Raw genomic sequence first — 26,284 nt, forward strand, 5'->3', positions numbered from 1 at the left:
ATCGCGCGTTCACACGCGCGATGTTTCCGAAAAAAAGCGCCGATTTTTTCGCGTTCGGTGGGGAAAGCAAGCTTTCCTTCACCTTGTGCTCGGCAACGCTTGCCTAGTTGCTTGATATTTCAGCAGAATCGGATTCGCAATTGCCGAAAAACAACTCGACTTTAACGATGTTCCCTCAGAAAGGCTTCACCTGGGCTGGGTAAAAGTACGCTCTAAACAGGACGCGTAATTAGCCAATGCAGCTGGCCGACCAGAAGCAGAGCGATCGAGACGAGCTGGAGCCGATACTCTACGCCGCTCTCATCAACTCTATGGTGCAGAATTTCTGGGCGATCTTCCTGGGCTCGGCCTCCGCGGCCGTGGCCGCGGTCATGACTGCGCTGAAGACCGGCGACGTCTGGCTGTGGCCGCTCGCATTTCTGCTGATCGCCATCGGCACCGCGCGCGCGTTCCAGATGCGCGGATACGAGAACCGTGCGCACCCGCTGTCGTTCGAAGAAGCCAAGCATCTGGAGCCGCGCTACTGGATCGGCGCGCTCAGCTATGCGGCTGTGCTCGGCGTGTGGGCCTTCGTCGTCATCTACAACAACGAGGATCCGGTGGCCGACATGCTCGCTGTCGCCATCGGCATCGGCTACACCGCCGGCGGCGCCGCCCGCAATTACGGCCAGCCCCGGGTGATCCAGTGGCACGTCGCGCTCGCCTGCGGTCCGATGTCGCTCGGGCTGCTGCTGCACGGCGGCCCATACCACGTCGGTCTTGCGATCCTGCTGATGTTCTTCTTCATCGGCTTGAAGAACATCAACCTCAGCCTGCATGCGATCTTCGTCAAGGCGCTGACGTCGAGCTTCCGCGAATCCGCGTTGGCGAGCCAGTTCGACACCGCGCTCAACAACATGCCGCACGGCCTGTGCATGTTTCGCGCTGACGGGCGCCTTGCGGTGATGAACCATCGCTTCGGCCAGCTGATGGACCTGCCAGAGGACCTGGTCAAGCGCGGCGTCACCGCGGCCGACATCGTCTCGGCCTGCATCGCCGCGGGCTCCATCTCGGCGGAGAGTGGCAACCAGATCCTGGCCGAGATCGCGCATGCGCGGATCTGCGAGATCGTCACCGCTGATCCGGACTCGTCGCGCGGCCGCACGCTGGCCTGGACGTTCCAGCCGATGACCGGCGGCGGCACCGTTCTGCTGCTCGAAGACATCACCGAACGCACCAACGCCGAAGCCCGCATCAGCCATCTCGCCCGCTATGACGAGCTCACCGCGCTGCCCAACCGGGTCTCTTTCCGCGACGAGATCGAGCGGCTGCTGGCCAATGCACACAACGCCGAACGGCTCTCGGCGCTGCTGTTCGTCGACCTCGACCAGTTCAAGCAGGTCAACGACACGCTCGGCCATCCCTGCGGCGACCAGCTCCTGTGCGCGGTTGCCAACCGCCTCCGCGAGATGCTGCGGCCTGAGGATTTCGTCGCCCGCTTCGGCGGCGACGAGTTCGTCGTGTTCCAGCAGAACATCTCTTCGGCCGAGGATGCCGCAAGCCTCGCACGCCGCATCGTCGAGCGGTTGAGCGAGCGCTACCGCATCGACAATCACCTGGTCGAGATCGGCGCCAGCGTCGGCATCGCGCTGACCTCGCCGGATGGCAAGGTCAGCGCCGACACCCTGCTCAAGAACGCCGACATGGCGCTGTACCGCGCCAAGGCCGACGGCCGCGGCACCTTCTGCTTCTTCCGCGATGAGATGGCAGCGACCGTCGAGGCGCGCCGCATCCTCGAGCTCGACCTGCGCAAGGCGCTCGCCAATGAGGAGTTTGAGCTGTTCTACCAGCCGCTGGTCAATCTGAAGTCCGGCAAGATCACGACCTGCGAGGCGCTGCTGCGCTGGAATCATCCGGTGCGCGGCACGGTGTCGCCGGTCGACATCATTCCGGTCGCCGAGGACATGGGCTTGATCGTCGATCTCGGCCGCTGGATCCTGCGCCGCGCCTGCATGGAATGCATGAAGTGGCCGGAGGGCGTCAGCGTCGCCGTCAACTTCTCGCCGCAGCAATTCCATCAGCGCGACGTGCTGAGCGAGATCCGCTACGCGCTGGAGGTCTCAGGGCTTCCGGCGCATCGCCTGGAGATCGAGATCACCGAGTCCTCGCTGCTGCGCAACACCCAGCTCACCCACGATATCCTGTCGCAGCTTCATGCGCTCGGCGTGCGCATCTCGCTCGACGATTTCGGCACCGGCTATTCGAGCCTCAGCTACCTGCATAATTTCCCGATGCAGAAGGTGAAGATCGACCGCTCCTTCCTGGAAGGAATCGATACCGACCGGCCGCTGACGCTGCTGCGCGGCGTGGCGCGGCTGTCGGCCGACCTCGGCATGGCGGTCGTGGTCGAGGGCATCGAGACCAACGAGCAGCTCGAGCTGATCAGCGCCGACGGCACCGTGTCCGAGGCGCAAGGCTATCTGTTCAGCCGTCCGGTGCCTGCCGTGCGGATGCGCCAGCTCCTCAACGCCTCGCATGGACGGCGCGGCGAGAGCCTGCTCCAGGTCGTGGGCTCGCGCTCCTTCGCCTGATTCCGCTTCTCGAAATCTCCCGTCGTTTCAGACTGTTGCCGGGTACCGTAGTGATACGGGGGGTTAACCCTAACACTTCGATTGCTTTGCTTCATTGTTAAGAAGCTGTTAATAAATCATCACGCGCGTGGAAGTTGTCCCGTGCGAATGTTCGAGCGGTGGCGGGTAAGGAGTTGGAATGCAGTCCTCAGCCAGAGCGATCATTTCGGCTGTTGGACGGGGTGCCGAGCTCCTGACTGACGTCGATTATCATCTTGCGGAAACGGCCGCGGAGAAGGAGGAGATCTACAATCTCCGCTATCGCGCCTATCTGCGGGAGGGCGCCGTCAAGGAATCTCCGGACGCGCGCGTCACCGACCAGTACGACGAACTGCCGAACGCTTGGACCTTCGGCGTCTATCTCCGGGGCAAGCTCTGCAGCTCGGTGCGCATCAGCGTGCTGACCTCGGAATGGCGCCAGTCCACCTCGGCCGATGTCTTTCCCGACATCCTGCTGCCGCGGCTCGATCGCGGCGAGGTCATGATCGATCCGACCCGCTTCGTCGCCGATCCCGATCAGGTGAGGCGCGTCCCGGAATTGCCCTATCTGACGACCCGGCTCGCCTACATGGCCTGTGAGCATTTCCATGCCGATCTCGGCCTTGCGATCGTGCGCCCGGAGCATCAGGCCTTCTACCGTCGGGTGTTCCTGCACGAGACCATTGCCGAGCCGCGGCTGGTCCCCGGTCTCACCAAGCCGTTCGGACTGATGGCGGCGGACTTCCCGACCTTCCGCAAGAAGGTGTTCGAGCGCTATCCGATCATGCGCTCCACCGCCTTCGAGCGGCGCATGCTGTTCGGACGCGGCGGCCAGCGCCAGGTCCCGCAGCGGCGGGTGCTGGTGGCGGACGCCGTTCACGCCTGACTGAAGGCTATCCGCAACGCCGGGGCCTCAGGCCCAAAATTCAAGCAAAGCCAGTGATTTTGCCGGTTAACGCGGCTTGCCTTCACCCTCGCGCCACATTTACAACCCATTAACCATGACGGTTGCTTTTCGCTGGTTGGGGGCATTTGACCGGCTGAGGCAAGGTTCCGTCAAGGTTGACGGAACGTTCGCTTAACCAACCCCCTGTAGACCGGACAGCAGTGGACTAACGTGAGCGTGGAGGCTCCGGAATGAAACATCCTATGCGTATCCTCCAGGGATTGAAGCTGGCCGCGGTGCTTGCCGTCGCGCTGTCGATGGGCGCCTGCGCCAACAAGAATGCTGCGACGGATGCGATGGCCAATGCGGCAACGCCCGGCAGCCAGCAGGACTTCGTCGTCAACGTGGGCGACCGCGTGTTCTTCGAAAGCGACCAGACCGATCTGACCCCGCAGGCGATCGTGACCCTCGAGAAGCAGGCGCAGTGGCTCCAGAGCTATCCGCGCTACTCCTTCACCATCGAAGGTCATGCCGACGAGCGTGGCACCCGCGAATACAACATCGCGCTCGGCGCGCGCCGCGCCCAGTCGGTGCGCTCGTTCCTCGCCTCGCGCGGCATCGATCCGAACCGCATGCGCACGATCTCCTACGGCAAGGAGCGGCCGGTCGCCGTCTGTAACGACATCTCCTGCTGGTCGCAGAACCGCCGCGCCGTCACCGTGCTGAACGCGAGCTCCTGACGCTTTCAGTCAGGCGCCGTTCATCTCCGGGAATAGATCATGCCGGCGCCCTCACGGGCGCCGGTTTCGTTTCAGCGATCTGTGACAGAAACCCCTTTGTAGCAGTCACATTTTTGGCGTACTCCACTTCAATGTGTGGCGCGTCAAAGGTTCCGTCGCAGGCCATTTCGCTTTCGTCGTCAGGGCAAGATGTCATCCAGATTTAAGGTTCTTACCGGCTCCGTGGCGACCGCCGCGCTGCTCTCCTTGTGCGCGCCCGTCCTGGCTCAATCGATCTTGGCTCAGACCGACGATGACCCCGAGATGCGGATCGAGCGGCTGGAGAACCAGCTGCGCCAGCTGACCGGCCAGAACGAGGAGCTGCAATACCGCAACCGGCAGCTCGAGGAGCGCCTGCGCGCACTCGAGGGCGGCGCGCAAGGAGCGCCAGGACAGCAGCCCGGACAGCAGCCGGTCCAGCCCGGCGTCGCGACCGTGCCGCCGGCGCAAATCTCGCCCTCTCAAGCAGCGCCCGCTTATCGCCAGCAGCAGCAGGCCGTGCAGCCGAGCTACGAGCAGCCGCAGGTCGCTGCTCCCGCGGCGCCGATCGTTCAGGAGCAGCCGGCGCCCGGCGCCCCCGGCACGCGCCGCCGCGGCGATGCCTTCGATCCGAACCAGAATCCGAACGCGCCCGGCGCGCCGCGCGCGCTCGGCGGCGGACAGCAGCCGATGCCGGCGGGAGCCGGCGCGCCCGGCGGACGCAATGCCGGCGACCCACTCGATCTCGCCAATACCAGCCCGCGCTATCAGCAAGGCGTGCCGCCCGCGGCCCAGCCCGGCTATCCGCCCGCAGGCGGCGGTGCTGGCCTGACTACGCTGCCGCCCTCGGCGACGCCGCGCGACGAGTTCGACCTCGGCATCGGCTACATGCAGCGCAAGGACTATGCGCTGGCCGAGCAGACCATGAAGAATTTCGCGCAGAAATATCCCAACGACCCGCTGCTCGGCGATGCGCAATACTGGCTCGGCGAGAGCTATTTCCAGCGCCAGCAATATCGCGATTCCGCCGAAGCCTTCCTCGCCGTCACCACCAAATACGACAAATCGGCCAAGGCGCCGGATGCGCTGCTGCGGCTCGGTCAGTCGCTCGCCGCGCTGAAGGAGAAGGAAGCCGCCTGCGCCGCCTTCGGCGAGATCGGCCGCAAATATCCGCGCGCCTCCGCCGGCGTCAAAGCCGCGGTCGACCGCGAGCAGAAGCGGGTGAAGTGCTGATCCGCTGACAAGGCGGACGGCGTTGCGCTAAACAGTCGGTCCATCCGCGGACGATTGCAGCGTCATGTCAGACGACGACAATTCACCGATCTCGGCGCGCGCGGCGAAGCAGCTCTTCGCCGGCCTCAGGGGCGCGCCGGCCCTGGTGCTCGCGGTCTCCGGCGGGCCCGACTCCGTCGCGCTGATGTGGCTCGCGGCACGCTGGCAGCGCAGCCTCTCGCGCGGCCCGCGTCTCACCGTCGTCACCGTCGATCATGGCTTGCGGCCGGAGGCGGCGCGCGAGGCGCGCGAGGTCAAGCGGCTCGCGGCCGAGCTCGGCCTTGCGCACCGGACCCTGCGCTGGCGCGGCGCCAAGCCGAAGACGGGATTGCCCGCGGCCGCGCGCGAGGCGCGCTACCGCCTGCTGGCGCAGGCCGCGCGCGACGCCGGCGCGAGCCATGTGCTGACCGCCCACACCCGCGACGACCAGGCCGAGACGCTGTTGATGCGCATGCTTCGCGGCAGCGGGCTTGCGGGACTGTCGGCGATGGCACAGCTGACGGAACGCGACGGCATCGTGGTGGCGCGTCCGCTGCTCGACATTCCGAAGTCGCAGCTCGTGGCGACCTTGAAGCGGGCCAGAATCGGCTTCGCCGACGATCCCACCAACCGCGACACCGCCTTCACCCGGCCGCGGCTGCGGGCGCTGCTGCCGCAGCTCGCAGCCGAGGGCGGCGACGCCAGGAACCTGGCGCGGCTCGCGGGGCGGCTGGCGCGCGCCAATGCGGCGGTCGAGGTGCTGACTGACGGTGCCGAGCGCTTCCTCCGCTTGATGGATCGCGACGATGCGCCGCATGGGCCGGGCGTGCGAAGTTTCGACGGGACCGCCTTTGCCCTCCTGCCCGAGGAGGTCCGCCTGCGGCTCCTGCAGCGGGCCATCAACGCCCTCGGCCATGAAGGTCCGGCGGAACTCGGCAAGGTCGAAACCCTGTTGTCCGCGCTCGATCAGGCCATGGCTGCAGGCCCCCGCGCAGCCGCAAATGGCCGTCCGGTCCTGAAGCAGACCCTTGCGGGAGCCTCGATCAGCCTTGCCGGCGGGCGTATCCACATCGCGCCTGCGCCGGCGCGGCGGTCCCAAGGAAACCTGAAAGGGGACTTGAAGGGCGGATGAGGGCGGATCATGACACCGGCCGCCTCCGCTGCATGCCGTCAGGACACCTTAACCAGGCAGGAAAAACCCGGCCTCTAGCGCCATTATTTCAGCGGGAATCGCTCTAAGATGGGCTAAATAGTCCCATCTCGTTCCCTTGGCAGCGACCGGGTCGGCACCTAAATTGTATTGGTCTAACGATGGGGATTCCTTGGGGATTTCCTCGAATTGCCCAAGTAACTGGATCGAAGTAACTGGGTCGAGTAACTCCTGAAGGATCAGGGCCGCGATCCGCGCGACCACGAAGGAAGATCGATGAACGCCAATCTGCGCAACTTCGCCCTCTGGGTCATCATTGTCTTGTTGCTGTTGGCGTTGTTCACGCTCTTCCAGAATCCGGGTCAGCGCGCCTCCTCGCAGGACATCGCCTTCTCCCAGCTCCTGAGCGAAGTTGACCGCGGCAATGTGCGCGACGTCGTGATCCAGGGGCCGGACATCCACGGCACCTTCACCAACGGCTCCAGCTTCCAGACCTATGCGCCGAACGACCCGACGCTGGTCAAGCGCCTCTATGACAGCAAGGTCCAGATCACCGCGAAGCCGCCGGGCGACAACGTGCCCTGGTTCGTCTCGCTGCTGGTCTCCTGGCTGCCCTTCATCGCGCTGATCGGCGTCTGGATCTTCCTGTCCCGGCAGATGCAGGGCGGCGCCGGCAAGGCGATGGGCTTTGGCAAGTCGCGCGCGAAGATGCTGACTGAGGCGCATGGCCGCGTCACCTTCGAGGACGTCGCCGGTGTCGACGAAGCCAAGCAGGATCTGCAGGAGATCGTCGAATTCCTGCGCGACCCCGGCAAATTCCAGCGCCTAGGCGGCCGTATTCCGCGCGGCGTGCTGCTGGTCGGCCCTCCCGGCACCGGTAAGACCCTGATCGCGCGTGCGGTCGCGGGCGAAGCCAACGTGCCGTTCTTCACCATTTCGGGTTCGGACTTCGTCGAGATGTTCGTCGGCGTCGGCGCCAGCCGCGTCCGCGACATGTTCGAGCAGGCCAAGAAGAACGCGCCCTGCATCATCTTCATCGACGAAATCGATGCCGTCGGTCGTCACCGTGGCGCCGGTCTCGGCGGCGGCAATGACGAGCGCGAGCAGACTCTGAACCAGTTGCTGGTCGAGATGGACGGCTTCGAGGCCAACGAGGGCGTGATCCTGATCGCCGCGACCAACCGTCCCGACGTGCTCGATCCCGCGCTGCTGCGTCCGGGCCGCTTCGACCGCCAGGTCGTGGTGCCCAACCCCGACGTCGTCGGCCGCGAGCAGATCCTCAAGGTCCACGTCCGCAAGGTGCCGCTGGCCCCCGATATCAACCTCAAGACCATCGCGCGCGGCACCCCGGGCTTCTCCGGCGCCGACTTGATGAACCTCGTCAACGAGGCTGCCCTGACCGCCGCCCGCCGTAATAAGCGGATGGTGACGCAGGCCGAGTTCGAGGAGGCCAAGGACAAGGTGATGATGGGCGCCGAGCGCAAGTCGCTCGTCATGACCGAGGAAGAGAAGCTGCTGACGGCCTATCACGAGGGCGGCCATGCCATCGTCGGCCTCAACGTGCCCGCGACCGACCCGATCCACAAGGCGACCATCATTCCGCGCGGCCGTGCACTTGGCATGGTCATGCAGCTGCCCGAGCGCGACAAGCTGTCGATGTCGCTGGAGCAGATGACCTCGCGCCTCGCCATCATGATGGGCGGCCGCGTCGCCGAAGAGCTGATCTTCGGCCGCGAGAAGGTGACCTCGGGTGCGGCCTCCGACATCGAGCAGGCCACGCGCCTCGCCCGGATGATGGTGACGCGCTGGGGTCTGTCGGAAGAGCTCGGCACCGTCTCCTACGGCGAGAACCAGGACGAGGTCTTCCTCGGCATGTCGGTCTCGCGCACGCAGAACGCCTCTGAAGCGACCGTCCAGAAGATCGACTCCGAGATCCGCCGTCTGGTCGAGGAAGGCTACAAGGAAGCGACCCGCATCCTCACCGAGAAGCACGCCGACCTCGAAGCACTCGCCAAGGGCCTGCTCGAGTTCGAGACGCTCTCCGGCGACGAGATCGTCGACCTGCTCAAGGGCAAGAAGCCGAACCGCGAGTCCGTGCTCGAGCCGACCACCCCGCGCGCCTCCGCCGTGCCTCCGGCCGGCAAGTCGCCGCGCCCGCGGCCCGATGCCGATCCCGGCCTGGAGCCCCAGCCGCAGGCCTGATCGCGAAGCGACAGATGAGATCCAAAAACGCGGCGGCAACGCCGCGTTTTTTTGTTGGCTCGAACGTGCGCTTGCGAGTGAGCTCTCGTGCCCCGGACGCAGCGCAGCGCGTCGCCTTGGCGACGTGGTGCGCTGCAGAGCCGGGGCCCACGTCTCCGCATCCTTCCGCGCCGCCTTCTGGGTCCCGGCTCTGCGCAGCAACGCTTACGCGTTGCAGCGCGTCCGGGACACCAGAGCTTCCACTACTTCGCCGGAGCCTTCGGCGTATCGCGCCGCCCCAGAAAACGCAGCACATCGTCGTTGAACTGCTCCGGATCCTGCAGGAACGAGAAGTGGCTGACCTCCGGCTGGATCAGCAAACCGGCGCCCGGAATGTTCGCCGCCATGAACTCGGTGTTCTCGCGCTTGATCGCCTCGTCGTGGTCGCCATCCACGATCCAGGTCGGCACCTTGATCGCCGCGAGGTCCGAGGCCGTCCATTTCGGCTGGCTCTCCCACATCTTGGTGATCTCGTCGACGAAGCCCTTGTACTGCGTCGGCGTCGGCGAGAGGCGCTTGTACTCTTCGCCCGCCCGCGCGATGTAGGCATTGAAGACCTCGCTCGAGGCGATGTCGGCAACGCCTGATGGATCCGAGTTCGCCGCGAAGGCGAACAGCCTGCTCACCCGCTCCGGATGCTTCATGGCGATGTCGAGACCGATGATCGCGCCGTCGCTCCAGCCGACGATCGCCGCCTTCCTGATCTTGAGATGGTCGAGCAGTCCGACCACGTCCGAGGCCATCAGATCGTAGCCATAGGGCTCCCCGTTGCGGCTGCTGCGCCCGTGTCCGCGGCTTTCCATGACGATGACCTGATAATGCCGTTGCAGCGCGCGGACCTGGTGGCCCCAATAGTTGGCGTTGGCGAGACCGCCATGCAGCAACAGCACGGGCTCACCCCGGCCGAACGTCGCGTACCAGACCTTGATGCCGTTGACCGGCGCCAGGCCGCTCTGCGCCGCCCTGGGCAAGGTCGGCGTCGGCGGCAAGTTCAGCCATCGCGGCGCCGCATGCGCTGCATTGATCGAGACCGCGACGAGAAGCGCGGCGAAGAGATTGCGAAACATCATGATGCGCCTTCCTGTTCGATCGTCGGATATTAGCGCATTGCGACGCCGGCGCGTCAGTCTCGAGGCAGCGTCGCACCGAGACGTGAAGACGGCGGAGGTTGCTGCCCGTGAAAATGGATCATTCGCCGCGTTCCGCAAACAAACGACTCTTTCTGCATTTGAACGGTGAGATTGCGCCTCGCCGCACGGCGGGCTTGTCCGGCGCACCATGTCGATCCACTTCCCACCACACTGGCCGCACGATGCACCGGCCATGATGGAGATCGACCATGACTGGATTCAAGACTTTCGCTGCCGTGGCTTTGTTGTCGGTCCTGACCGCAACCAGCGCTTACGCGCAATCCGGCTTTGCGAGCAGCCATCCGGATACGTACGAGGCGGAGAACCCCAATCGCAACCTGAATGGCACGCTGACGCCGGCAGGCCGGCTGGGCCTCGAACTGCCGGACGGCGCAGCTCCTGCGCAAGGCGTGGACAACGTTGTGGCTCGCGCGGATGGCTCGCGGTCTTGCGCCGAGCGCTATCGTTCCTTCGACCCGGCAAGCGGCACCTACCTGGGCTTCGACGGCAACCGTCATCCTTGCAGGTGATGCAAAGCGCAAATCACCGGCTCAAGTGGGCATTCTGAGCGGAGGGCCGGCAGACCGCAGGGTGGGCAAAAGGCGCCCCTGTGCCGTGCCGCCGTGCCCTCGCGGTCGCGACAGATGCGGTGGGCACGCTTCCGCGCTCGCTCTTCGAGCTACGGCGAGTCGCTTTGCTCGCCCTACGGGTCCCGGTTCGATAGTGATCGGAGTCCGCCCCGATATCATGGCATGCTCTCCTTAAATGAAGGTGCGGCGTGACCGCGCGGGACAAGAGAGGAGGGGAAACCGATGCGCTTTGCGAGGGCATAGATGCAGTTCATGCGCTTCAACGGCAAGACCTGGGAGCGCTTTGGCCAGTTGCAGACGGGAAATTGATGATCAAGCGAGATCGGTTTCATTAACAAAAGTTAGTTTCGGCCCCGTGTGCCGGTTGGCGACGTGGCCTCAATTGGTCGTATTGACGGTGCGGACGTCGGCCGACTAAGCCTGTTCGCAAGTAATCAAGTATCCCTTCCGTCTGTTGAAATTCCCGAATGTACCGAACAGGCCGTGGAGCGAGTGGCTCCGGCAAACTCTTTGCGCCCGTTGTCCTGGCCGTCCTGGTCGCGACAGGATTGATCCGCTACGCCATCGATCATTCTGGCGCCTCGGCGAATGATAACGCGCCCTCGGCTCCATCGATCGCTCCCTCGGCGTCGAGGACGGAGCCCTCGCAGCCGGTCGAAGGAAGTGAGAAGCAAGCCTCGCCTGCGGCACCTCTTCGGGTCACCGCGATTCGAGTCGAGCAAGGCCTCTTTAGGGACATTCGCGTGCGTGGCAATGTCATCTGCGCCGCGGATTATCCGTTCCTGGGAATCGCGGAGGCCGGCGGCGAATTTGTTGCCCTGAACGGTATCGCCCGACAATGGGCCAGCGCCAACTACCTCTCGGTCTATCGTGGCGACACGTGGATCGCGGTGAAGGATCGCGGGGTAGATCCCCTCAACGTGGGCTTTTCAGAAGCCGACAAGCTGATTCGGACCGCAAACGATTTGTGCTCCTCATCCTCGGCGGACATCCTGGGAGAAGCCGCGAGAAAAATGAAGGAGGGCGAGGCGAGGCTCGTTCAGCTCGGCTCGACATTCGGACTTGGATCGGCCAGCCGGCCGCGGCTTGCCGGGGAGTCCAGGAAAGTGCCGGACGATGACGCGATCGAGGTGGTCGCCTGGCATCTGACGCAAGGACTGGGTCGCGAAGCACAGGTCGGTCAGAAAATCCGGACGGCAGGAGGGACGGCCTGCTTTAGATTCGACGAGGATGAGTACCGATGCGTGAAGTTCGATCGTACGCACGGGCGCACCGCGATCCTGGCGGCTGCAAACATCGATGGGCCCGAAAAGCAGATCGTCGACCAGCACTGCTTTACGCTGGCTCGCAGCTTGAATGATCGGCGTTGCGATTTCAACGTGACGATGGTCGTGAAGAACCGGGGGATGGATCACCTGGAGAGCACGTTTTTTTACTCCAGCGACAAGATGAAGTTGACGCATTGGTCGAAATACTAGGCGAAGGAAATCGGACGGCGCTGCCGTGATCGGAGAGTCCGCGAGGCAACTCCGCCAGCCGAAGGGGATTCCAGCGGTCGTTCGCCTGAAGAAATGTCCTTATTTCGGGGCCGCCGCAGCCGCGCCGTCCGCATCGTCCCTTACATGGACCACCGCGATATTGTCCGCATAGATCCGCTTCCAGCCCTTGAGGTGATCGAGGATCTGGGGGCCCGGCGCATCGGCGGCGAGCAGCGTCGCGTCGATCTTGTACTCCTCGAGCAGGCGGGGCAGGAGCTCGGGTTTTTTGCCCTCGGTCGCCTTGAAGAAGTCCATCACGAACTTCTCGCCATAGAGCTCGGCACGGCCGTCGACGAAGACCGGGATGTCGCGCCCGATCAGATAACCGCCGAACCTGTAGGCGTTGAAGATGCGCTGCGCCCCACGCTTTTCGAGCAGATCAGTCGCCGCAACCGGTGTCTGGTCCATCGTGAAGTTGAAGCGGTGATGCGACATGAAGATCGAGGTCGAAGTCCAGCTCGCGGCCACGATCATCAACGCGCCGGTTGCCGTTACGTACCGGGCAGGCCAGCTCTCGCCTGCCTGCGCATCGGCTTGCTGCAGGGACGATTTCTCGCCGAGCGGCTTGGCCAGCACCAGCGGGACCAGGAAGGCAAAGGCCTCGATGCTCCGGACATGGCTGAGCGCCATCCAGGTCAGCAGCAGGATGAGCAGGATGCGCGGCGGCGACAGCGTCAGGCCGCGATAGAGCCCGAGCGCGATCAGGCCGAGCAGCGCGCCTTCGAACGCGGTGAAGGTTGCGAAGTTGGCCGGCGACCATTCGGAAATGACCGTCAACAGTTCGCCGAGATTGAGGATGTTGGTCGCACCCAGCAACGTGCGCCAGCCATAGGGCGTGACGCAGCTCGCGGCGAGGGCCGCAACGCCGAACAGGAACCAGCGCAGCAGCCGCCGGACCTGCTTATTGGACTCAATGCCCCAGAGCGCCACGAACGACATTGGCCCGATCAGCGCAAGCCCCAGCACGAAGCCGCCATGCAGGCTCGCCCACAGCGACATCAGCGGCAGCCAGTACCATGATGGCGTGCCCTTGCGATCGGCTGCCGCCATCAGCATGCCGACCCATGCGATCATCACGGGCAGCGCCAGCATGTGCGGCCGCGCCAGGATGTGATGCAGCGACAGCACGACCGCCAGCATCGCGAACAGCACCGAGCGCGGCATCTCCAGATGCGCGTCGAGCAGATAGACGAGGATCGCTGCCGACAATGCGACCGCGACCGCAGTGAGGATCACCGGGCCGGCCCAGCCCCATTGCGTATAGGAGAGCGCGAACGCGACCTGTGACAGCCATGAGGTCGAAACCCAGGGCGCCCCGTGCCGCGTGAACGAATAGAAGTCGGTGTAGGGGAGGGCGTGGTGATCGAGGATCCATTGCCCGATCTTGATCTGCCAGAACGAGTCGGAGTCCTGAAGCAGCGTATCGCCGACACAGAGGAAGAAGAGATAGGCGCCCGCTCCGACGCAGAGCGGCACCAGCGCACGCGCGCGGTTCTGCACCGCGAAGCTGTTCACGAAGGAAAGGGACATGCCGCCTCGTCGTCCTGCTTGTTTTTGTCGGATTGGCGAGCGGCATTGGAGCACGGCGGTCATAACTTCGGGTAAACCGCGTCGGCTGTGTGACGCCGTTACAATTTAACGGATTGTTTTCAATTTCGATTTACCATCGGCGAATACTCGCAAACCGCTGTTTGTTTCCGCAGTCGGATTAACTGCGGCGCAATTCTTTGCCTCTAGGTTCGGTTCCATGGTCGGGCGGCGCTGGGAAGCCGAAGAGACCAGACCACTTGTAGCCTTGTGTACTTTTTTGGGAGCACTCTATGAAGAACCTCGTTGCGCGTTTCGTGAAGGATGAATCCGGCGCCACCGCGATCGAATACGGCCTGATCGCCGCCGGCATCGCGCTGGCGATCATCACCGTCGTCAACAACCTCGGCAGCACGCTGAACACCAAGTTCGGCTCGATCTCGTCCAGCCTCAAGTAAGGCCGAACGACCTGGGAATTCTGAGAGCCTCGTCTTCGACGGGGCTCTTTTCTTTTGGGCGGCCGCTCATCCTTCAGAGCGAGAGTCCGTAGCAGCCGCGTCAATCGCGGAAATCGTAGGGTGGGCAAAGCGCAGCGTGCCCACCAACTGCAGATGATAGGGCACGTCGCGCCCACAACATCATTGCGAGCGCAGCACTTCGATCTCGGTTGCGGAGAGATGGTGGGCACGGCGCTGTGCGCCTTTGCCTACCCTACGGCAGCGTGCTTGTGACGGCGACGAGTGCCCTGCTATTCCGCGAGGCTGGGCTGCCAGACCGGCGGTAGCGCGGGTGCGGCGGACGCAGGCGTCGTGCGGCCGAGCCGTTCAACGCAAGACTTCGTCACCCAGATCGACGCTGCGGCGAGGGCGATGCCGCCGGCGACGTCGATGAGGTAATGCGCGCCGATCGCCGGCGTCGCCGCGATCATCAGCAGGTTGAGAGCCGCCGCGATGCCGCCGATGCCGCGCACCGGCCACAGCGCCCACATGTAGAGCACGGCGGAGGCGGCGTGAAAGCTCGGAAACGAGACGATGCCGGAGAGGAAGAACAGCCGCAACTCGTGCAGGCTGCCGTCGCGCAGTGCGAGGATGTCGCGCAGCTGACCGGCATAGACTGCGGTGTTGATCTCGGGGAAATGCGCGGCCGGTAATTGCAGCCCGTAATAGGTGCCGATCGCCGGCACCATTGCGGAGATCGCAATGGTGATCGCGAGCGCGAGGCTCATCGCGAGCATGAACACCTGCAACCGCACATAACGTGCCGTCAGCGTCAGCACGACGGGAACGCCGAGCAGCGGCCATTTGATCAGCCCGTAGCCGCGGGCCAGGACGTCCGCCAGCCACGGATGGTCGTTGATGAAGCGCGCGATCGGTTCGGGATCGAGGCCGAGCGCGCGGTCGATCGCCAGCAGCGCCTCGTCCTGGAGCGGCCAGTTCAGCTTGCCCGCGACATAGCTCAGCGGTCCGACGATGGCGCAGGTGAGAATGACCTGTCCGATCGTGCCAAGCGAGAACACCAGCTTCGGATCGGCAAGCTCGCCCTTGGCGATGCGGTGGCCACAGGCGACGCCGACCAGGATGGCCGCGATGGCCACCGTGATGCTGTAGGCGACGGGCTCGAGGCTCAGACCAGTTGCGGGGAGGCCAATCGCCAGCAGGCTGCCCATGGCAACGATGGGAAGCCAGTTCAGGTTGAAGAGCCGCCAGGCGGTTCGGGCGTCCGAATCGAGCATGCTGCACCGAGCGAAAGCATGATCCGGAAAAGTGCGAAGCGGTTTTCCGAAAAGATCATGCGTAAACTTTAGCATCGCAGTCCGCGGTAAGGTCGCGGACCTGCTTTAAGATGGAGGTAACAATCGTGGTTAGCCGTCTATCAACCGGCTCTCGCACTTCGCGCAGTTGTCGCCCGCGGCTTTGGCGTGTCGCTTGACGCAAATGCATCTTGTGTTCCTTCCTGAATAGTTGTTCAGTCCTTGCGGGGCGATTTGCAGCGAATTGCGTGACGAAGCGTTCGGCCGCGGGGCGTGCGGACGGCGTGTGTGGGACAGGAAGCGCGCCATGGTTTATCGGCGGACGCATCAAGTGGTTAAGCGCCTTGCGGCCCGGCGCAGTGCGATACTGGCGGCGGCGCGGGAGGCGGCGGCGGAAGGCGGGATGGCGGCGGTGCAGATCGCGCCGGTCGCGGTCCGGGCCAATGTCGCGGCCGGCACGGTCTACCGTTACTTCCCCTCCAAGGCTGAGCTGATCTCCGAACTGATCGCCGAGGTCTCCCGTGACGAGCTCGCGGCGATCCGCCGGGCGGCCGATGCCGCGCCAGGCCCGTCCTCAGCGCTGGCCGCGGCGGTCACCACGGTGGCGGTCCATACCCTGTCGCAGCGGCGGCTGGCTTGGGGCATCCTGGCCGAGCCGGTCGATGTCGACGTCAGCGCCTCGCGCCTCGCCAGCCGGCGCGAGATCGCCGGCGAGATCGCCAGCCGGATCGACGCGGCCGTACGTGCCGGTCATTTGCCGGCGCAGGATACCGCCCTTGCCGCCACTGCGCTGCTGGGGGCGCTGCATGAGGCGCTCGTCGGGCCGCTCGCGCCCGACAATCTCGAAGATCCCGTCAAGATGCGCGATGCGGTGCAGACCGTGACGCTGCTGGCGCTGCGCGCCGTCGGCGTCATGGACGCCCGCGCCCGTGGCCTCGTGGTCCAGCAGACGCTGCTGCCGACGACGAAAGCGCTGGTTGGGGCGTAAAATCGCGCCGCGACAGAGGTCGCGCGCTGATCGTGCTCAGGCCATTGCCTGAGCGTGCCTTTTCGTGAAACGCCTGCAAGTCCGCCGGGCCGGCCGGCTACTGTGCATGGGGTTGTTTTCCGACTTTTTTGTTTGGCCGCTTTGGCGGACCTAGATGTTCGCGTCGCCCTCGGGGCCGACCGAGGCGATGCGCACCATGTTGGTGGTGCCGGGGATGCCGAGCGGCACGCCGGCGACGATGATCACGCGCTGGCCGGCGCGGACGAAACCGTCCCGGAAGGCGATCTGGCCGGCGCGGTTCACCATGTCGTCCTGGTCGCGCGCGTCTTCCGCCACCACGCAATGCACGCCCCAGACGACGGCGAGCCGGCGGCCGGCGGTGATGTTCGGCGTGATCGCCACCACCGGCGGCTTCGGCCGCTCGCGCGCCACGCGCACGGCGGTGGAGCCCGAGCTGGTCCAGCAGATCAGGGCAGGCAGGTCGAGCGTCTCGGCGATCACGCGCGCGGCGTCCGCGATCGCATCGCCTACTGTCGATTCCGGGTCCGGCCGTTGCGCCGTGATCACCGAGCGATAGGTCGGGTCGCGCTCGACCTCCTCGCCGATGCGGTTCATGGTCGAGACCGCCTCGACCGGGAATTTGCCGGCCGCCGATTCCGCCGACAGCATGATGGCGTCGGCGCCTTCATAGACGGCGGTGGCGACGTCGGAGACCTCGGCGCGCGTCGGCACCGGCGACTGGATCATCGATTCCAGCATCTGGGTCGCGATCACCACCGGCTTGCCGGCGCGGCGCGCCATCCGCGTCATCTGCTTCTGCAGGCTCGGCACGCGCTCCAGCGGCAGCTCGACGCCGAGGTCGCCGCGCGCCACCATCAGCGCGTCGGAGGCCTCGATGATGTCGGCGAGGCGATCGATCGCCTGCGGCTTCTCGATCTTCGCCATCACGGCGGCGCGGCCGCGGATCATCTTCTTGGCCTCGATCACGTCGTCGGCGCGCTGCACGAAGGACAGCGCGATCCAGTCGACGCCGGTGACGAGGGCCGCCTCGAGGTCGGCGCGGTCCTTCGCCGTCATCGCCGAGACCGCCAGGTCGGTGTCGGGCAGGCTGACGCCCTTGCGGTCGGACATGCGGCCGCCGACCACGACGCGCGTCACCGCGTGCTCCTTGGAGGTCTCCTCCGCGATCAGCCGGACCTTGCCGTCGTCGAGCAGCAGCGCATGGCCGGGCCGGAGCGCAGCCAGAATCTCTGGATGCGGGAGGTGGACGCGCGTGGCATCGCCGGGCGCCTTGTCGGAATCGAGGGTAAAGGTCTGCCCGTTCTGAAGCTGGACCGCGCCTTCCGCGAAGGCGCCGAGCCGGAGCTTGGGGCCCTGGAGGTCGACCAGGATGCCGATCGGCCGGCCGTAGCTGCTCTCGACATTGCGGATCGTCGCCACCAGCTCCCGCATCTTGTCATGCGGGGTGTGGCTCATGTTGATGCGGAACAGGTCGGCGCCGGCCTCGAACAGGCGGCGGATCATCGCGAGGTCTGAAGAGGCGGGTCCCAGGGTCGCGAGAATCTTGATACGGCGAAGACGCCTCATGGCTTATTTCCGGAAGGGGGTGGCAGGCCGGGCGAGCCCGGGGGCGTAGCACCGGGCGGGCCATTGGGCAAACCCGGAACGCCGCCCGGGCCAACCGGTCCGGGCAGGCCAGGCACGCGCTGCTGCGCCGGCTGTTCGTTGGCGTCGGTCAGCTGCACCGTCCAGGCGCGCTGCTCGCCGGTATCGACCTCGAAATAGCCGGTGCGGTCATAGCCGCGTGCCAGGCAGTCCTCGGTGCCGCGGATGGTGAACTCCTTGTCGCGCGAGCACATGAAGGCCTGGCCCGACCATTCGCCGCCGCGGTCATAGTCGATGGCGTAGATGTAGTAATAGCGGGCGACCAGCGTGCCCCGCAGCAGCGTCTCGCAGGAGCGGGACGAGATGTTCCACCAGCCCTCCGTGGTCCAGCCCTCGGCGTCCTTGTAGCCGAGCGCAATGCCGACCCGGCTCGAGGTGTTGTTGCAGAGGCGGAAATCGGCGGAGGCCGGGCTGCTCCAGAGGCACAGCAGGGCGACCGCCAGCACCGGGACCAACCGGGCGAGCAGGCGAAGGGGGAGGCGGGGAGATTCGGCAATCATTGTTGCGGAAGCTATACCAGATCATTGACGATTTGGCGTAGGGCCGGGGAACTGCCCTAAAGCCGGGCTTTGGCCCGTTTGCACCGCGATATGGCAAAATCTGTGACAGGACCCCACCTGATCCCGTAAGGGTGACGATGTCTAAGGGCCAGCCGAGGGATCCAGCTATGGCAATCGACGACAAAACCAGAACGGAGCTCGAGGCGGCCGCTTTCCGGCGCTTGGTCGATCATCTGCGGAGCCGGACGGACGTCCAGAACATCGACCTGATGAATCTGGCCGGCTTCTGCCGCAACTGCCTGTCCAACTGGCTGAAGGACGCTGCGGACGCCCAGGGCGTCGCCTTGAGCAAGGACGAGAGCCGGGAGGCCGTCTACGGCATGCCTTACGAGACCTGGAAGGCGAAGTACCAGGGCACGGCCACGCCGGAGCAGCTCGAGGCGATGAAGAAGGTCCATCCCCACGGGCACTGAACGGCCCCGGCACGCATCGCCTGAGTCGCATCACACAACAGCTTTCTTTGCACCCCCGCAGGAAGGTGTGGGCGCGCTGTGGACGAGCGCGATGCTTGCTTGAACGCGGGGGGCGCTAACGCTTAAGGGTCTATCCAGCACGCGCGGTGAGGGATGCCGGCGTCACCTCGTTTTGCCAGTTCCATTTGGAGTACCAAGATGGCCACCACCGCCGCCGTCCGCGACGACGAGCCCGCGACGAAATTTGCCAAGGACCAGCTCAAGTCCATCATCGAGCGCATCGAGCGGCTGGAGGAAGAGAAGAAGGCGATCTCCGACGACATCCGTGACGTCTATGCCGAGAGCAAGGGCAACGGCTATGACGTCAAGGCGCTGCGCACCATCGTGCGCCTGCGCAAGCAGGACCCGAACGAGCGCGCCGAGGCCGAGACCATTCTCGAGACCTACATGCAGGCGCTGGGGATGCTCTGAAGGCGACAGGACCGCGCCTCACCCGTAAGAGTAGCTCGTCGGGCCGCAATTTGCGGACGGCCTGCGCTTGGGCAAAATCCGCTCGTCTGCTAGAATGCTCGGCGAAGGGACCGAGCTATGGATGTGCCTGGACCAGAGCGCAGGCTCGCCGCGGTCCTCGCGGCTGACATGGTCGGCTTTAGTCGGCTGATGGAGGTCGACGAGGGTGGCACGCTTGCGCGCCTCAAGACCCACCGGATCGAGCTCATCGATCCGGCGATTGCCAAGAATCACGGCCGCATCATCAAGACGACGGGCGACGGCATGCTCGTCGAATTTCATAGCGTCGTCGACGCAGTGCTGTGCGCTGCCGAAATTCAGAGCCGGATGGGGCGTCGCAACGCCGATGTCCCGCCGCCGCGATGGATACAATTCCGCATCGGAATCAACCTGGGCGACGTGATCGTCGATCAGAACGACATTTTCGGCGACGGTGTCAACGTCGCGGCACGGTTGGAGGCACTGGCCGAGCCAGGAGGCATCTGCATCTCCAGCGCGGTGCGTGACCAACTGGGCCAGCGTCTCGAGGGCGTCGCATTCGAAGACATCGGCGAGCAGAGCGTCAAGAACATCGCGCGTTCCATCCGCGTCTACCGGATTCGATTGGAAGATGGGCCGGCAAGCGCGCCGGCCGGCACGACGGCCGGTGCAAAGGCGACTGGCAAGTCGAAGAAGCCGTCAATCGCCGTGCTGCCCTTCGCCAACATGAGCGGCGATCCGGAACAGGAGTTCTTTGCGGACGGTTTGACCGAGGACATCATTACGGAGCTTTCACGCTTCCACGACCTGCTGGTGATCTCGCGCAACTCGGCCTTCGTTTACAAGGGAAAGTCCGTCAAGGTGCAGGACGTCGGCCGCGAATTCGGTGTCGACTACGTCATCGAGGGAAGCGTGCGAAAGGCCGGGGATCGCGTCCGCGTCACCGTCCAGCTGATCGATGCGGAGACGGATCGGCATATTTGGGCCGAGCGCTATGACGGCGAGCTCAAGGACATCTTCGCCATCCAGGACGAGATGACCCGGGCGATTGCCGCCACGTTGCCCGGCCGCGTCGAGGCGGCGACGCACGATCGGGCGAACCGCAAGCCGACGGACAACATGGCGGCCTATGAATGCGTGCTGGCCGCGAAGATCTTGCACCATCGCTCCAATCGCGAAGACAATGCGCGGGCGCAACTCCTGCTCGATCGGGCGCTCGAACTCGACGCGAACTATGCTCACGCGCATGCGTGGAAGGCGTGCGTCCTGGGCCAGACTTGGGTCTATAACTGGTGCGCTGATCGCGACGCCACCTTCCAGCAGGTGGCTTCAGAGCTGGAAACCGCGCTGGGCCTCGACGACAATGACAGCGACGTCCACCGCATCCTCGCGGCACTCAATCTCAATCGCGACGACCATGACAAGGCCACCTACCATCAGGAGCGTGCGCTCGCGCTCAACCCGAACTATGACCTCGTGGTGGTGCAGCAGGGCGAATTGCTGACCTGGCTGGGGAGGCCGGAGGAGGGCATCGACTGGATCAAGAAGGCGATGCGGCTCAACCCGTATCATCCGGAACGATTCTGGAGCCATCTCGGGCGCGCCTATTACTGTGCCGAGAAATACGCCGAAGCCGCTGAAGCCTTCTCGAGGATATCACGCCCCGATCACACCCATCATGCATTCCTTGCCGGGATCTTCGCGCAGATGGGCAATGCAGTGGCTGCCGGCGCGCACGCGGCCGAAGTGCTCAAGCGCGAGCCGGCATTTTCGGTGGCCAATCATCTTTCGACCCAGCATTATAAGCGGGACGTCGATCGTCAGCGCTATGAGGCAGGCCTTCTCCGGGCAGGCCTGCCGGCTTGATCTGGCGCATAGCGGAGACCGATTGCCGATGCATCGAGAGTGAGACTGTGACCGAGCCGACATTGCCGCGCGAGGTGAGCCGGGCCTTCGACGCCTTTCCGGCACCGATGCGCAAGCGGCTCCTTCAGGTGCGCGATCTGATCTTTGCGACCGCCGCGGCGCATGAGGAGGTCGGCCGGCTCAGCGAAACCCTGAAATGGGGCGAGCCCGCCTATCTGACCGAAGAGACGGGCAGCGGCTCAACGATCAGGCTTGGCCGCCTGAAGGATTCCGATCACGCCGCCATTCTGTTCAACTGCAGGACGACGCTGGTCGACACCTTTCGCGAGCGCTTTCCAGATCAATTCGAGTATCGGCAGACCAGGGCGTTGCTGCTGCCGGTGGCGGGCAAATTGCCGAAGCGGGAGCTCACGGTCTGTCTGTCGCTGGCGCTGACCTATCATCTGGACCAGCGGGGCGGGAAAGCGAAATCGAAGCAGTGAACCTGTAGCCCGGATGAGCGAAGCGATATCCGGGATGTCTCAGCGCGCGCCACTTTCCCGGATGTCGCTGCGCTCATCCGGGTTACGAGGCTGAGATCGTGGTTAGAAGGAGGGCTACCAGTCTCAGCGCAGCGCCGCCGTGCGCATGACGAAGGACGTCGTCTCGAGCTTCGCCGTCGCGCTGCCCGAGAAACTGTCGCAGGACAGGCCCCGCATCGGATCGTCGGTGAAGCTCATCGCGATCACCGTCTGCGGCTTGACGAAATAGCCGCGCAGCGCCGCCGTATCGAGCTCGCCCATCAGCGTGACCGACATCGCACGGCTGGCGCTCGGCGACAGCATCACGATCTTGAGCCAGATGCTCTCGCTCTTGGCCGCGGACAGGCGGGTTGCGGTCGCGACCATGCCGTCGACGCTCTTGCCGACCACGCTGTTGATCTCGGTGGCGGCTGCTACGCCGCGGGCGCCGGGACGGGCAGAGCGCGGGATCGGCGCGGAGGCGGCGACGACATTGGTGCGGTCGACCGGGGAGGCGGCAGGCGCGTAGGCCAGCGCCTGAAGAGTTGCGCTGGACACGCTCGCGGTCGGTTGCGGATCGGTCGCTGAGGCAAGCGCCTGGCGGGCCTTCAGCGCCGCGACCTGCGCCGGCGTCGCCTGCTGCGGCGTGGCGGGGGTATCCCAGAAGCCGCGGGCATTGATGATGTCGGCCGGGGTCTCCGGCTTGGCCTCGGCAGATTTCGCGGCAGGCTTGTCAGCCACGGGCGCGGGCTTCGGCTTGGGCGGCGCGACGAGCTGCGCATCGGCCGAGGCGAGCTGGAGGGTGGCTGCGATCTGCGGCTTGGCGCGCGGCGTCGGCACCGGATCGGCCGGCTTGGCTGCGGCGGCGACCACGGTCGGCGTGGACGACTTCGCGGCCGGGGCCGGCGCGCCCTCGTCATCCTCGTCGCTGCTGGCGGCTGTCGGCGCTGACTTGCTCTTGAACAGGGCGGCAAAGAAGTTCGGCTTGCTGGCGCCGTCATCGCCGCTGCCGCGGCGCTCGATCTCGGCTTTGGCCAGCTCATAGCCCTTCAGCGGCGTGCCGTCGGTCGGCAGATGCACCGTCTTCCCGTCCGGGAAGACGCGGGCGAGCTGGTCATGCGTCATGCGCGGCCAGTGCCGGATGCTGCCGGTATCCAGGTGCACGAAGGGCGAGCCCGAGGTCGGATAGAAGCCGACGCCGCCGCGCTGCAGGCGCAGGCCGGCGAAGCGGATCTGCTCCAGCGCCACGCCCGGAATGTAGAAGTCCATCGCATGGCCCAGCATGTGCTGGCTGAAGCGTGCCACACCGGAGGAGCGGCGGCGGAGCATGGCGTTGGTGGCGGGGGAGCGATAGGAGGAGATGATCTGGATCGGCTGCTTGCCGTCGACGTCGCGATAGACTTCCCAGAGGATGTCGAAGAGGTGACGGTCCATGACCGTCTCGTCCTGGGTGCGCCAGTCGCGCAGGAAGTGGTTGAGTTGCTTCAGCGCGGCTTCGTCATAGCGCCCGTCGCGCTTGAAGGTGACGGTGAGGTCTTCGCCGGAATGGGTGTGGTGGAAGGAGAGGGTCTTGGTCTCGTTCAGCGCGGCGGCGTTATGGACTGAACCTGCGGCAGCCAGCAGCAATACGGAAGCGAGGCCGATCCTGGATCCGACCTTCACTCCCGCATGGGACAACGACAGCACAGCAAATTGGCGTGCAAGACCAGTCAGCACGTATGAGCCCACCCAGTCGACGAGCGTTCAAATGGACTCTCCCGCCAACCCCGTTAGCGCGCGAAAGAGGGTGAACGCTTTCTTAAAGCGAGAAGGTTAATTTGAGGTTGACCTTCCCGCCCCCAAACCAAGTCAGGATACGATCCTAAACCGTTGACTGTGGCAAAAAAACGCCCGCTGCCGGAGGGCGGGTTGGAGGATGGTTAACGTTAAGCGCCCCCATCCTAGCGACGGGGGCGCTGATTTCATTGCAGAATTTCAGGAGATGAGACGCCGGGCGGGCCTCAGCGGGTAAACACCCGCTGCGGCCGGCGGCCGACCGGAGCCGGCGGCGGGGTCGGCGCCCCGAACAGCCGCTCGAAGAAGTTCGGACCCGAAGAGCCGAAGCCGCCGCCATTGTTGGCCACCGCCACGCCCGAGGGCAGCGTCGTGGCCGGGCGCGAATAGCTCGGCTGGGAGTGGGCGACGACGTTCTCGAGGTCCTTGCCGCGGCCGTTCTTCAGGATGTTGAGCATGGTCGCGTCGCGGCCATAGACGTCCTTGCGGAATTGCAGCTTGCCGGCATCGTCCACGAACGCGGTCTGGTAGGTGATGTTGACCGGGATCGGGGTGGGGAATTTCAGGTCGATCTCGCTCTTGCCGTACATGCTGCGCACGCGCTCGGGCGTGTACTTCTCGTTCGGCATGGCGATGTTGAGCAGCACGGAGGCGTACTGATCCGGGTTCTGCACGCGCATGCAGCCATGGCTGAACGCGCGATCTTCCCTGGCGAACAGGTTCTTGTCCGGCGTGTCGTGCTGATAGACCAGGAACTTGTTCGGGAAGTTGAAGCGGATGCGGCCGAGCGCGTTGGCTTCGCCGGGCGGCTGCGAGATGTGCACCGAGCCGTCGCGGTTCTGCTCGAGCTTCAGGCCCATGCGCTGGAGCACGGTCGGGTCCTGCTGAAGCGCCGGCAGATATTCGTTGTAGACGATCGACGGCGGCACGTTCCAGGTCGGATTGACCGTGATGTACTTCATCGTCTCGGTCAGCAGCGGGGTGGCGTGCTGGCCCGGCTTGCCGGTGACGACGCGGGTGGTCCAGACCTGCTGGCCGCGCTGCATCACCTTCAGCGTGTAGTCGGGAATGTTGAGGATGACATAGGCATCGCCCAGCGCGGGCACGCCGAGGTCGCGCGGCAGCCAGCGCCAGCGCTCCATGTTCACCAGCACGGTGTCGATCTGCCTGTCACGCTTCGGCGTGTTGATCGCCTTGACGGTCTTGTCGTCGAGGATGCCGGTCGCCTTCATCTCGGCGCCGTTCTGGAATTTGCGCACGGCCTCGGCGACCGCAGCGTCGTAGCGGGTGTCGCTGGCGTTCTCGGTGATGCCGAGCTTGGCGCGCAGCTGCGGCACGCGCGGATCTTCGACGACGATCTCAGCCTGCTTTTTGCCGGCGGGCGTGTATTTCAGCGCCGGACCGTCGGCGATCTCGATCACCGGGCCGCTGCCCTGGCCGCGGAGCTCCGCGAGCTTGGCCTTCAGCTCCTTGTAGAGCTTCTGCGGCGGATTGTAGCTGTCGAGCGCCGCGGAGGCATCCGTCGCGGTCGTGACCTTGGCGAGCACCTCGCTCGGATCGACCGGATGCTCGGGATAGAGGATGTCGGCGCTGACCTGCGACCAGTGCATGCGGCCGCTCTGCGCCTGGCGCGCATAGTCGAACATGCTGGCGGTCAGCTTCAGCTCGGCGTCGGCGAGCGCGTCGGGCGTCGTGGCGGCGGCGAAATCCGGCACCGGATAGTCGGCGGGATTGAGACCGTCGGAGGCGGCATCCTTGAGCCGCGCGATCACGCCCTTGGCCGCAGCAGTCAGGCTGCCGCCCTGCGTCCACACCGGCGCGAAGTCGCGGGTGCCATAAAACTTCTCGATCGCCGCGCGCTCGTTCTTGCGGTCGAAATGGCGCGAGGTCTTGGCGCCGATGATGTCCTTGAGCTTGTCCGCGACCGGCTGGTCGGCGGCGGGAACGTTGCTGGCAGCCTTGACCGGCTCGGCGGCCGGAGCCGCAGCAGCGGCAGGCGCCGCGGGCGCGGACGGCGGGGCGGTCGCGGTGTCAGCCTTGGCGGGTTCGGTCTTTGCAGGTTCGGTCTTCGCCGTCTCGCTCTTCGGCGCCTCGGGCGCGGGCGTGGTGGCGACGTCTGACGGCTTGGTCTCGACCTTGTCCGGCGCGGGCGCTGCGTCCGCCTTGACGGGCTCCTTGGTCGTTTCCTTTGCCGGATCCTGCACCGTGGCGGTGGTGTCGAGCTTGATGTCGGAAGCGGTCGGGGGCGGAACGTTGGCGGGCTCGGGGCGCGGGATCGCGGCTTCGATCGCGAGCTCGGCAGCGCTGCTGCGCGCCTGATCCTGCGCCAGCGCCGAGCCGGCGGACACCGTGAGGAAGGTTGCCGCGACCGTCATCAAGACACGGTCAAAGCCTGCACGGTGGTTCAAACAGTCACGCATTGTGTCACACCCCTCGGGTGAACTGTCCCTCGTGGAACAGCTTCGTTATCGCCTAATTGAGCTTCGGCTAAATCGCGCCGGCCTCTCGAAAGTCGCACGCCTGCACGCAACGATTCCCTACGCCAGACGATATACAGGCCCCGATTTTGCAGCCAGCGCTACCCGGGACAACTCACGACAAACTGACTTCAAGGGAGCCTC

The 26,284-nt window shown here is 65.1% G+C and carries 21 protein-coding genes; 14 read left to right on the forward strand and 7 right to left on the reverse strand.

From position 1 onward, the window contains the following. Window positions 1-236: 236 nt before the first annotated feature. The 6 genes from JQ635_RS30190 to ftsH all read left to right on the forward strand — a co-directional run bounded on the left by JQ635_RS30190 (window position 237) and on the right by ftsH (window position 8,835). Entirely contained in the window at window positions 237-2,570 is a 2,334-nt protein-coding gene (locus tag JQ635_RS30190) for a putative bifunctional diguanylate cyclase/phosphodiesterase (RefSeq protein ID WP_211413446.1), read from the forward strand. 178 nt (window positions 2,571-2,748) lie between these two features. Next, on the forward strand, window positions 2,749-3,474 hold the full coding sequence (locus tag JQ635_RS30195; RefSeq protein WP_211413447.1) for an N-acyl amino acid synthase FeeM domain-containing protein: 726 nt from the start codon (window positions 2,749-2,751) through the stop codon (window positions 3,472-3,474). Between the two features lie 251 nt (window positions 3,475-3,725). Further along, window positions 3,726-4,214, forward strand: a complete 489-nt coding sequence (gene pal, locus JQ635_RS30200) for a peptidoglycan-associated lipoprotein Pal (protein WP_024337630.1) — start codon at window positions 3,726-3,728, stop codon at window positions 4,212-4,214. Window positions 4,215-4,403: 189 nt separating this feature from the next. Continuing rightward, window positions 4,404-5,465 carry a tol-pal system protein YbgF gene (gene ybgF / locus JQ635_RS30205; protein WP_211413448.1) on the forward strand — a complete coding sequence of 354 codons (1,062 nt, stop codon included), beginning with the start codon at window positions 4,404-4,406 and terminating at the stop codon, window positions 5,463-5,465. Between the two features lie 64 nt (window positions 5,466-5,529). Further along, window positions 5,530-6,615, forward strand: a complete 1,086-nt coding sequence (gene tilS / locus JQ635_RS30210; protein WP_211413449.1) for a tRNA lysidine(34) synthetase TilS — start codon at window positions 5,530-5,532, stop codon at window positions 6,613-6,615. A 294-nt stretch (window positions 6,616-6,909) separates the two neighbouring features. Further along, window positions 6,910-8,835, forward strand: a complete 1,926-nt coding sequence (gene ftsH / locus JQ635_RS30215; RefSeq protein WP_097659839.1) for an ATP-dependent zinc metalloprotease FtsH — start codon at window positions 6,910-6,912, stop codon at window positions 8,833-8,835. Window positions 8,836-9,077: 242 nt separating this feature from the next. On the opposite strand, the gene JQ635_RS30220 is transcribed toward ftsH, so the two are convergent. Continuing rightward, complete coding sequence (locus JQ635_RS30220) at window positions 9,078-9,944, reverse strand: alpha/beta fold hydrolase (protein WP_211413450.1); 867 nt, start codon at window positions 9,942-9,944, stop codon at window positions 9,078-9,080. 269 nt (window positions 9,945-10,213) lie between these two features. Here JQ635_RS30220 and JQ635_RS30225 point away from each other — a divergent pair, with 269 nt between their 5' ends. Together JQ635_RS30225 and JQ635_RS30230 are read left to right on the forward strand one after the other, a co-directional pair. Then, window positions 10,214-10,534 carry a BA14K family protein gene (locus JQ635_RS30225; protein WP_211413451.1) on the forward strand — a complete coding sequence of 107 codons (321 nt, stop codon included), beginning with the start codon at window positions 10,214-10,216 and terminating at the stop codon, window positions 10,532-10,534. A 608-nt stretch (window positions 10,535-11,142) separates the two neighbouring features. Then, entirely contained in the window at window positions 11,143-12,072 is a 930-nt protein-coding gene (locus JQ635_RS30230) for a hypothetical protein (protein ID WP_211413452.1), read from the forward strand. 99 nt (window positions 12,073-12,171) lie between these two features. Here JQ635_RS30230 and JQ635_RS30235 read toward each other — a convergent pair whose 3' ends face one another. After that, window positions 12,172-13,662, reverse strand: a complete 1,491-nt coding sequence (locus JQ635_RS30235; protein ID WP_211413453.1) for a hypothetical protein — start codon at window positions 13,660-13,662, stop codon at window positions 12,172-12,174. 290 nt (window positions 13,663-13,952) lie between these two features. Here JQ635_RS30235 and JQ635_RS30240 point away from each other — a divergent pair, with 290 nt between their 5' ends. Then, a complete protein-coding gene (locus tag JQ635_RS30240) occupies window positions 13,953-14,117 on the forward strand; it encodes a Flp family type IVb pilin (RefSeq protein ID WP_018641576.1) in 165 nt (54 codons plus the stop codon). 290 nt (window positions 14,118-14,407) lie between these two features. On the opposite strand, the gene JQ635_RS30245 is transcribed toward JQ635_RS30240, so the two are convergent. Beyond that, on the reverse strand, window positions 14,408-15,391 hold the full coding sequence (locus JQ635_RS30245) for a phosphatase PAP2 family protein (RefSeq protein WP_211413454.1): 984 nt from the start codon (window positions 15,389-15,391) through the stop codon (window positions 14,408-14,410). 325 nt (window positions 15,392-15,716) lie between these two features. Between JQ635_RS30245 and JQ635_RS30250 the strand changes: the two genes are divergently transcribed. Beyond that, complete coding sequence (locus JQ635_RS30250; RefSeq protein WP_063694085.1) at window positions 15,717-16,397, forward strand: TetR/AcrR family transcriptional regulator; 681 nt, start codon at window positions 15,717-15,719, stop codon at window positions 16,395-16,397. A gap of 150 nt (window positions 16,398-16,547) precedes the next feature. On the opposite strand, the gene pyk is transcribed toward JQ635_RS30250, so the two are convergent. Together pyk and JQ635_RS30260 are read right to left on the reverse strand one after the other, a co-directional pair. After that, window positions 16,548-17,984, reverse strand: a complete 1,437-nt coding sequence (gene pyk, locus JQ635_RS30255) for a pyruvate kinase (RefSeq protein ID WP_211413455.1) — start codon at window positions 17,982-17,984, stop codon at window positions 16,548-16,550. After that, the gene (locus JQ635_RS30260) at window positions 17,981-18,562 is read right to left on the reverse strand and encodes a DUF1036 domain-containing protein (protein ID WP_211413456.1); all 582 of its coding nucleotides are present in this window, start codon (window positions 18,560-18,562) and stop codon (window positions 17,981-17,983) included. Before JQ635_RS30260 ends, pyk begins: the two co-directional genes overlap by 4 nt. Window positions 18,563-18,729: 167 nt before the next feature. Between JQ635_RS30260 and JQ635_RS30265 the strand changes: the two genes are divergently transcribed. The 4 genes from JQ635_RS30265 (at window position 18,730) to JQ635_RS30280 (ending at window position 21,872) form a co-directional block, all read left to right on the forward strand. Continuing rightward, a complete protein-coding gene (locus tag JQ635_RS30265) occupies window positions 18,730-19,035 on the forward strand; it encodes a DUF1244 domain-containing protein (RefSeq protein WP_183244176.1) in 306 nt (101 codons plus the stop codon). Window positions 19,036-19,233: 198 nt separating this feature from the next. Beyond that, window positions 19,234-19,506 (forward strand): DUF2312 domain-containing protein, encoded by a 273-nt coding sequence (locus tag JQ635_RS30270; protein ID WP_097659825.1) that lies wholly within the window; start codon window positions 19,234-19,236, stop codon window positions 19,504-19,506. 117 nt (window positions 19,507-19,623) lie between these two features. Continuing rightward, complete coding sequence (locus JQ635_RS30275; RefSeq protein WP_211413457.1) at window positions 19,624-21,390, forward strand: adenylate/guanylate cyclase domain-containing protein; 1,767 nt, start codon at window positions 19,624-19,626, stop codon at window positions 21,388-21,390. Window positions 21,391-21,437: 47 nt separating this feature from the next. Further along, window positions 21,438-21,872, forward strand: a complete 435-nt coding sequence (locus tag JQ635_RS30280) for a DUF1801 domain-containing protein (RefSeq protein WP_211413458.1) — start codon at window positions 21,438-21,440, stop codon at window positions 21,870-21,872. Window positions 21,873-21,995: 123 nt separating this feature from the next. On the opposite strand, the gene JQ635_RS30285 is transcribed toward JQ635_RS30280, so the two are convergent. Continuing rightward, window positions 21,996-23,618: a DUF882 domain-containing protein gene (locus JQ635_RS30285; protein WP_211413459.1), complete on the reverse strand. Its 1,623-nt coding sequence runs from the start codon at window positions 23,616-23,618 to the stop codon at window positions 21,996-21,998. Window positions 23,619-23,890: 272 nt separating this feature from the next. Then, the gene (locus JQ635_RS30290) at window positions 23,891-26,083 is read right to left on the reverse strand and encodes a L,D-transpeptidase family protein (protein ID WP_211413460.1); all 2,193 of its coding nucleotides are present in this window, start codon (window positions 26,081-26,083) and stop codon (window positions 23,891-23,893) included. Window positions 26,084-26,284 lie beyond the last annotated feature (201 nt).

Source organism: Bradyrhizobium iriomotense (assembly GCF_018130765.1).
Lineage (GTDB): Bacteria > Pseudomonadota > Alphaproteobacteria > Rhizobiales > Xanthobacteraceae > Bradyrhizobium > Bradyrhizobium iriomotense_A.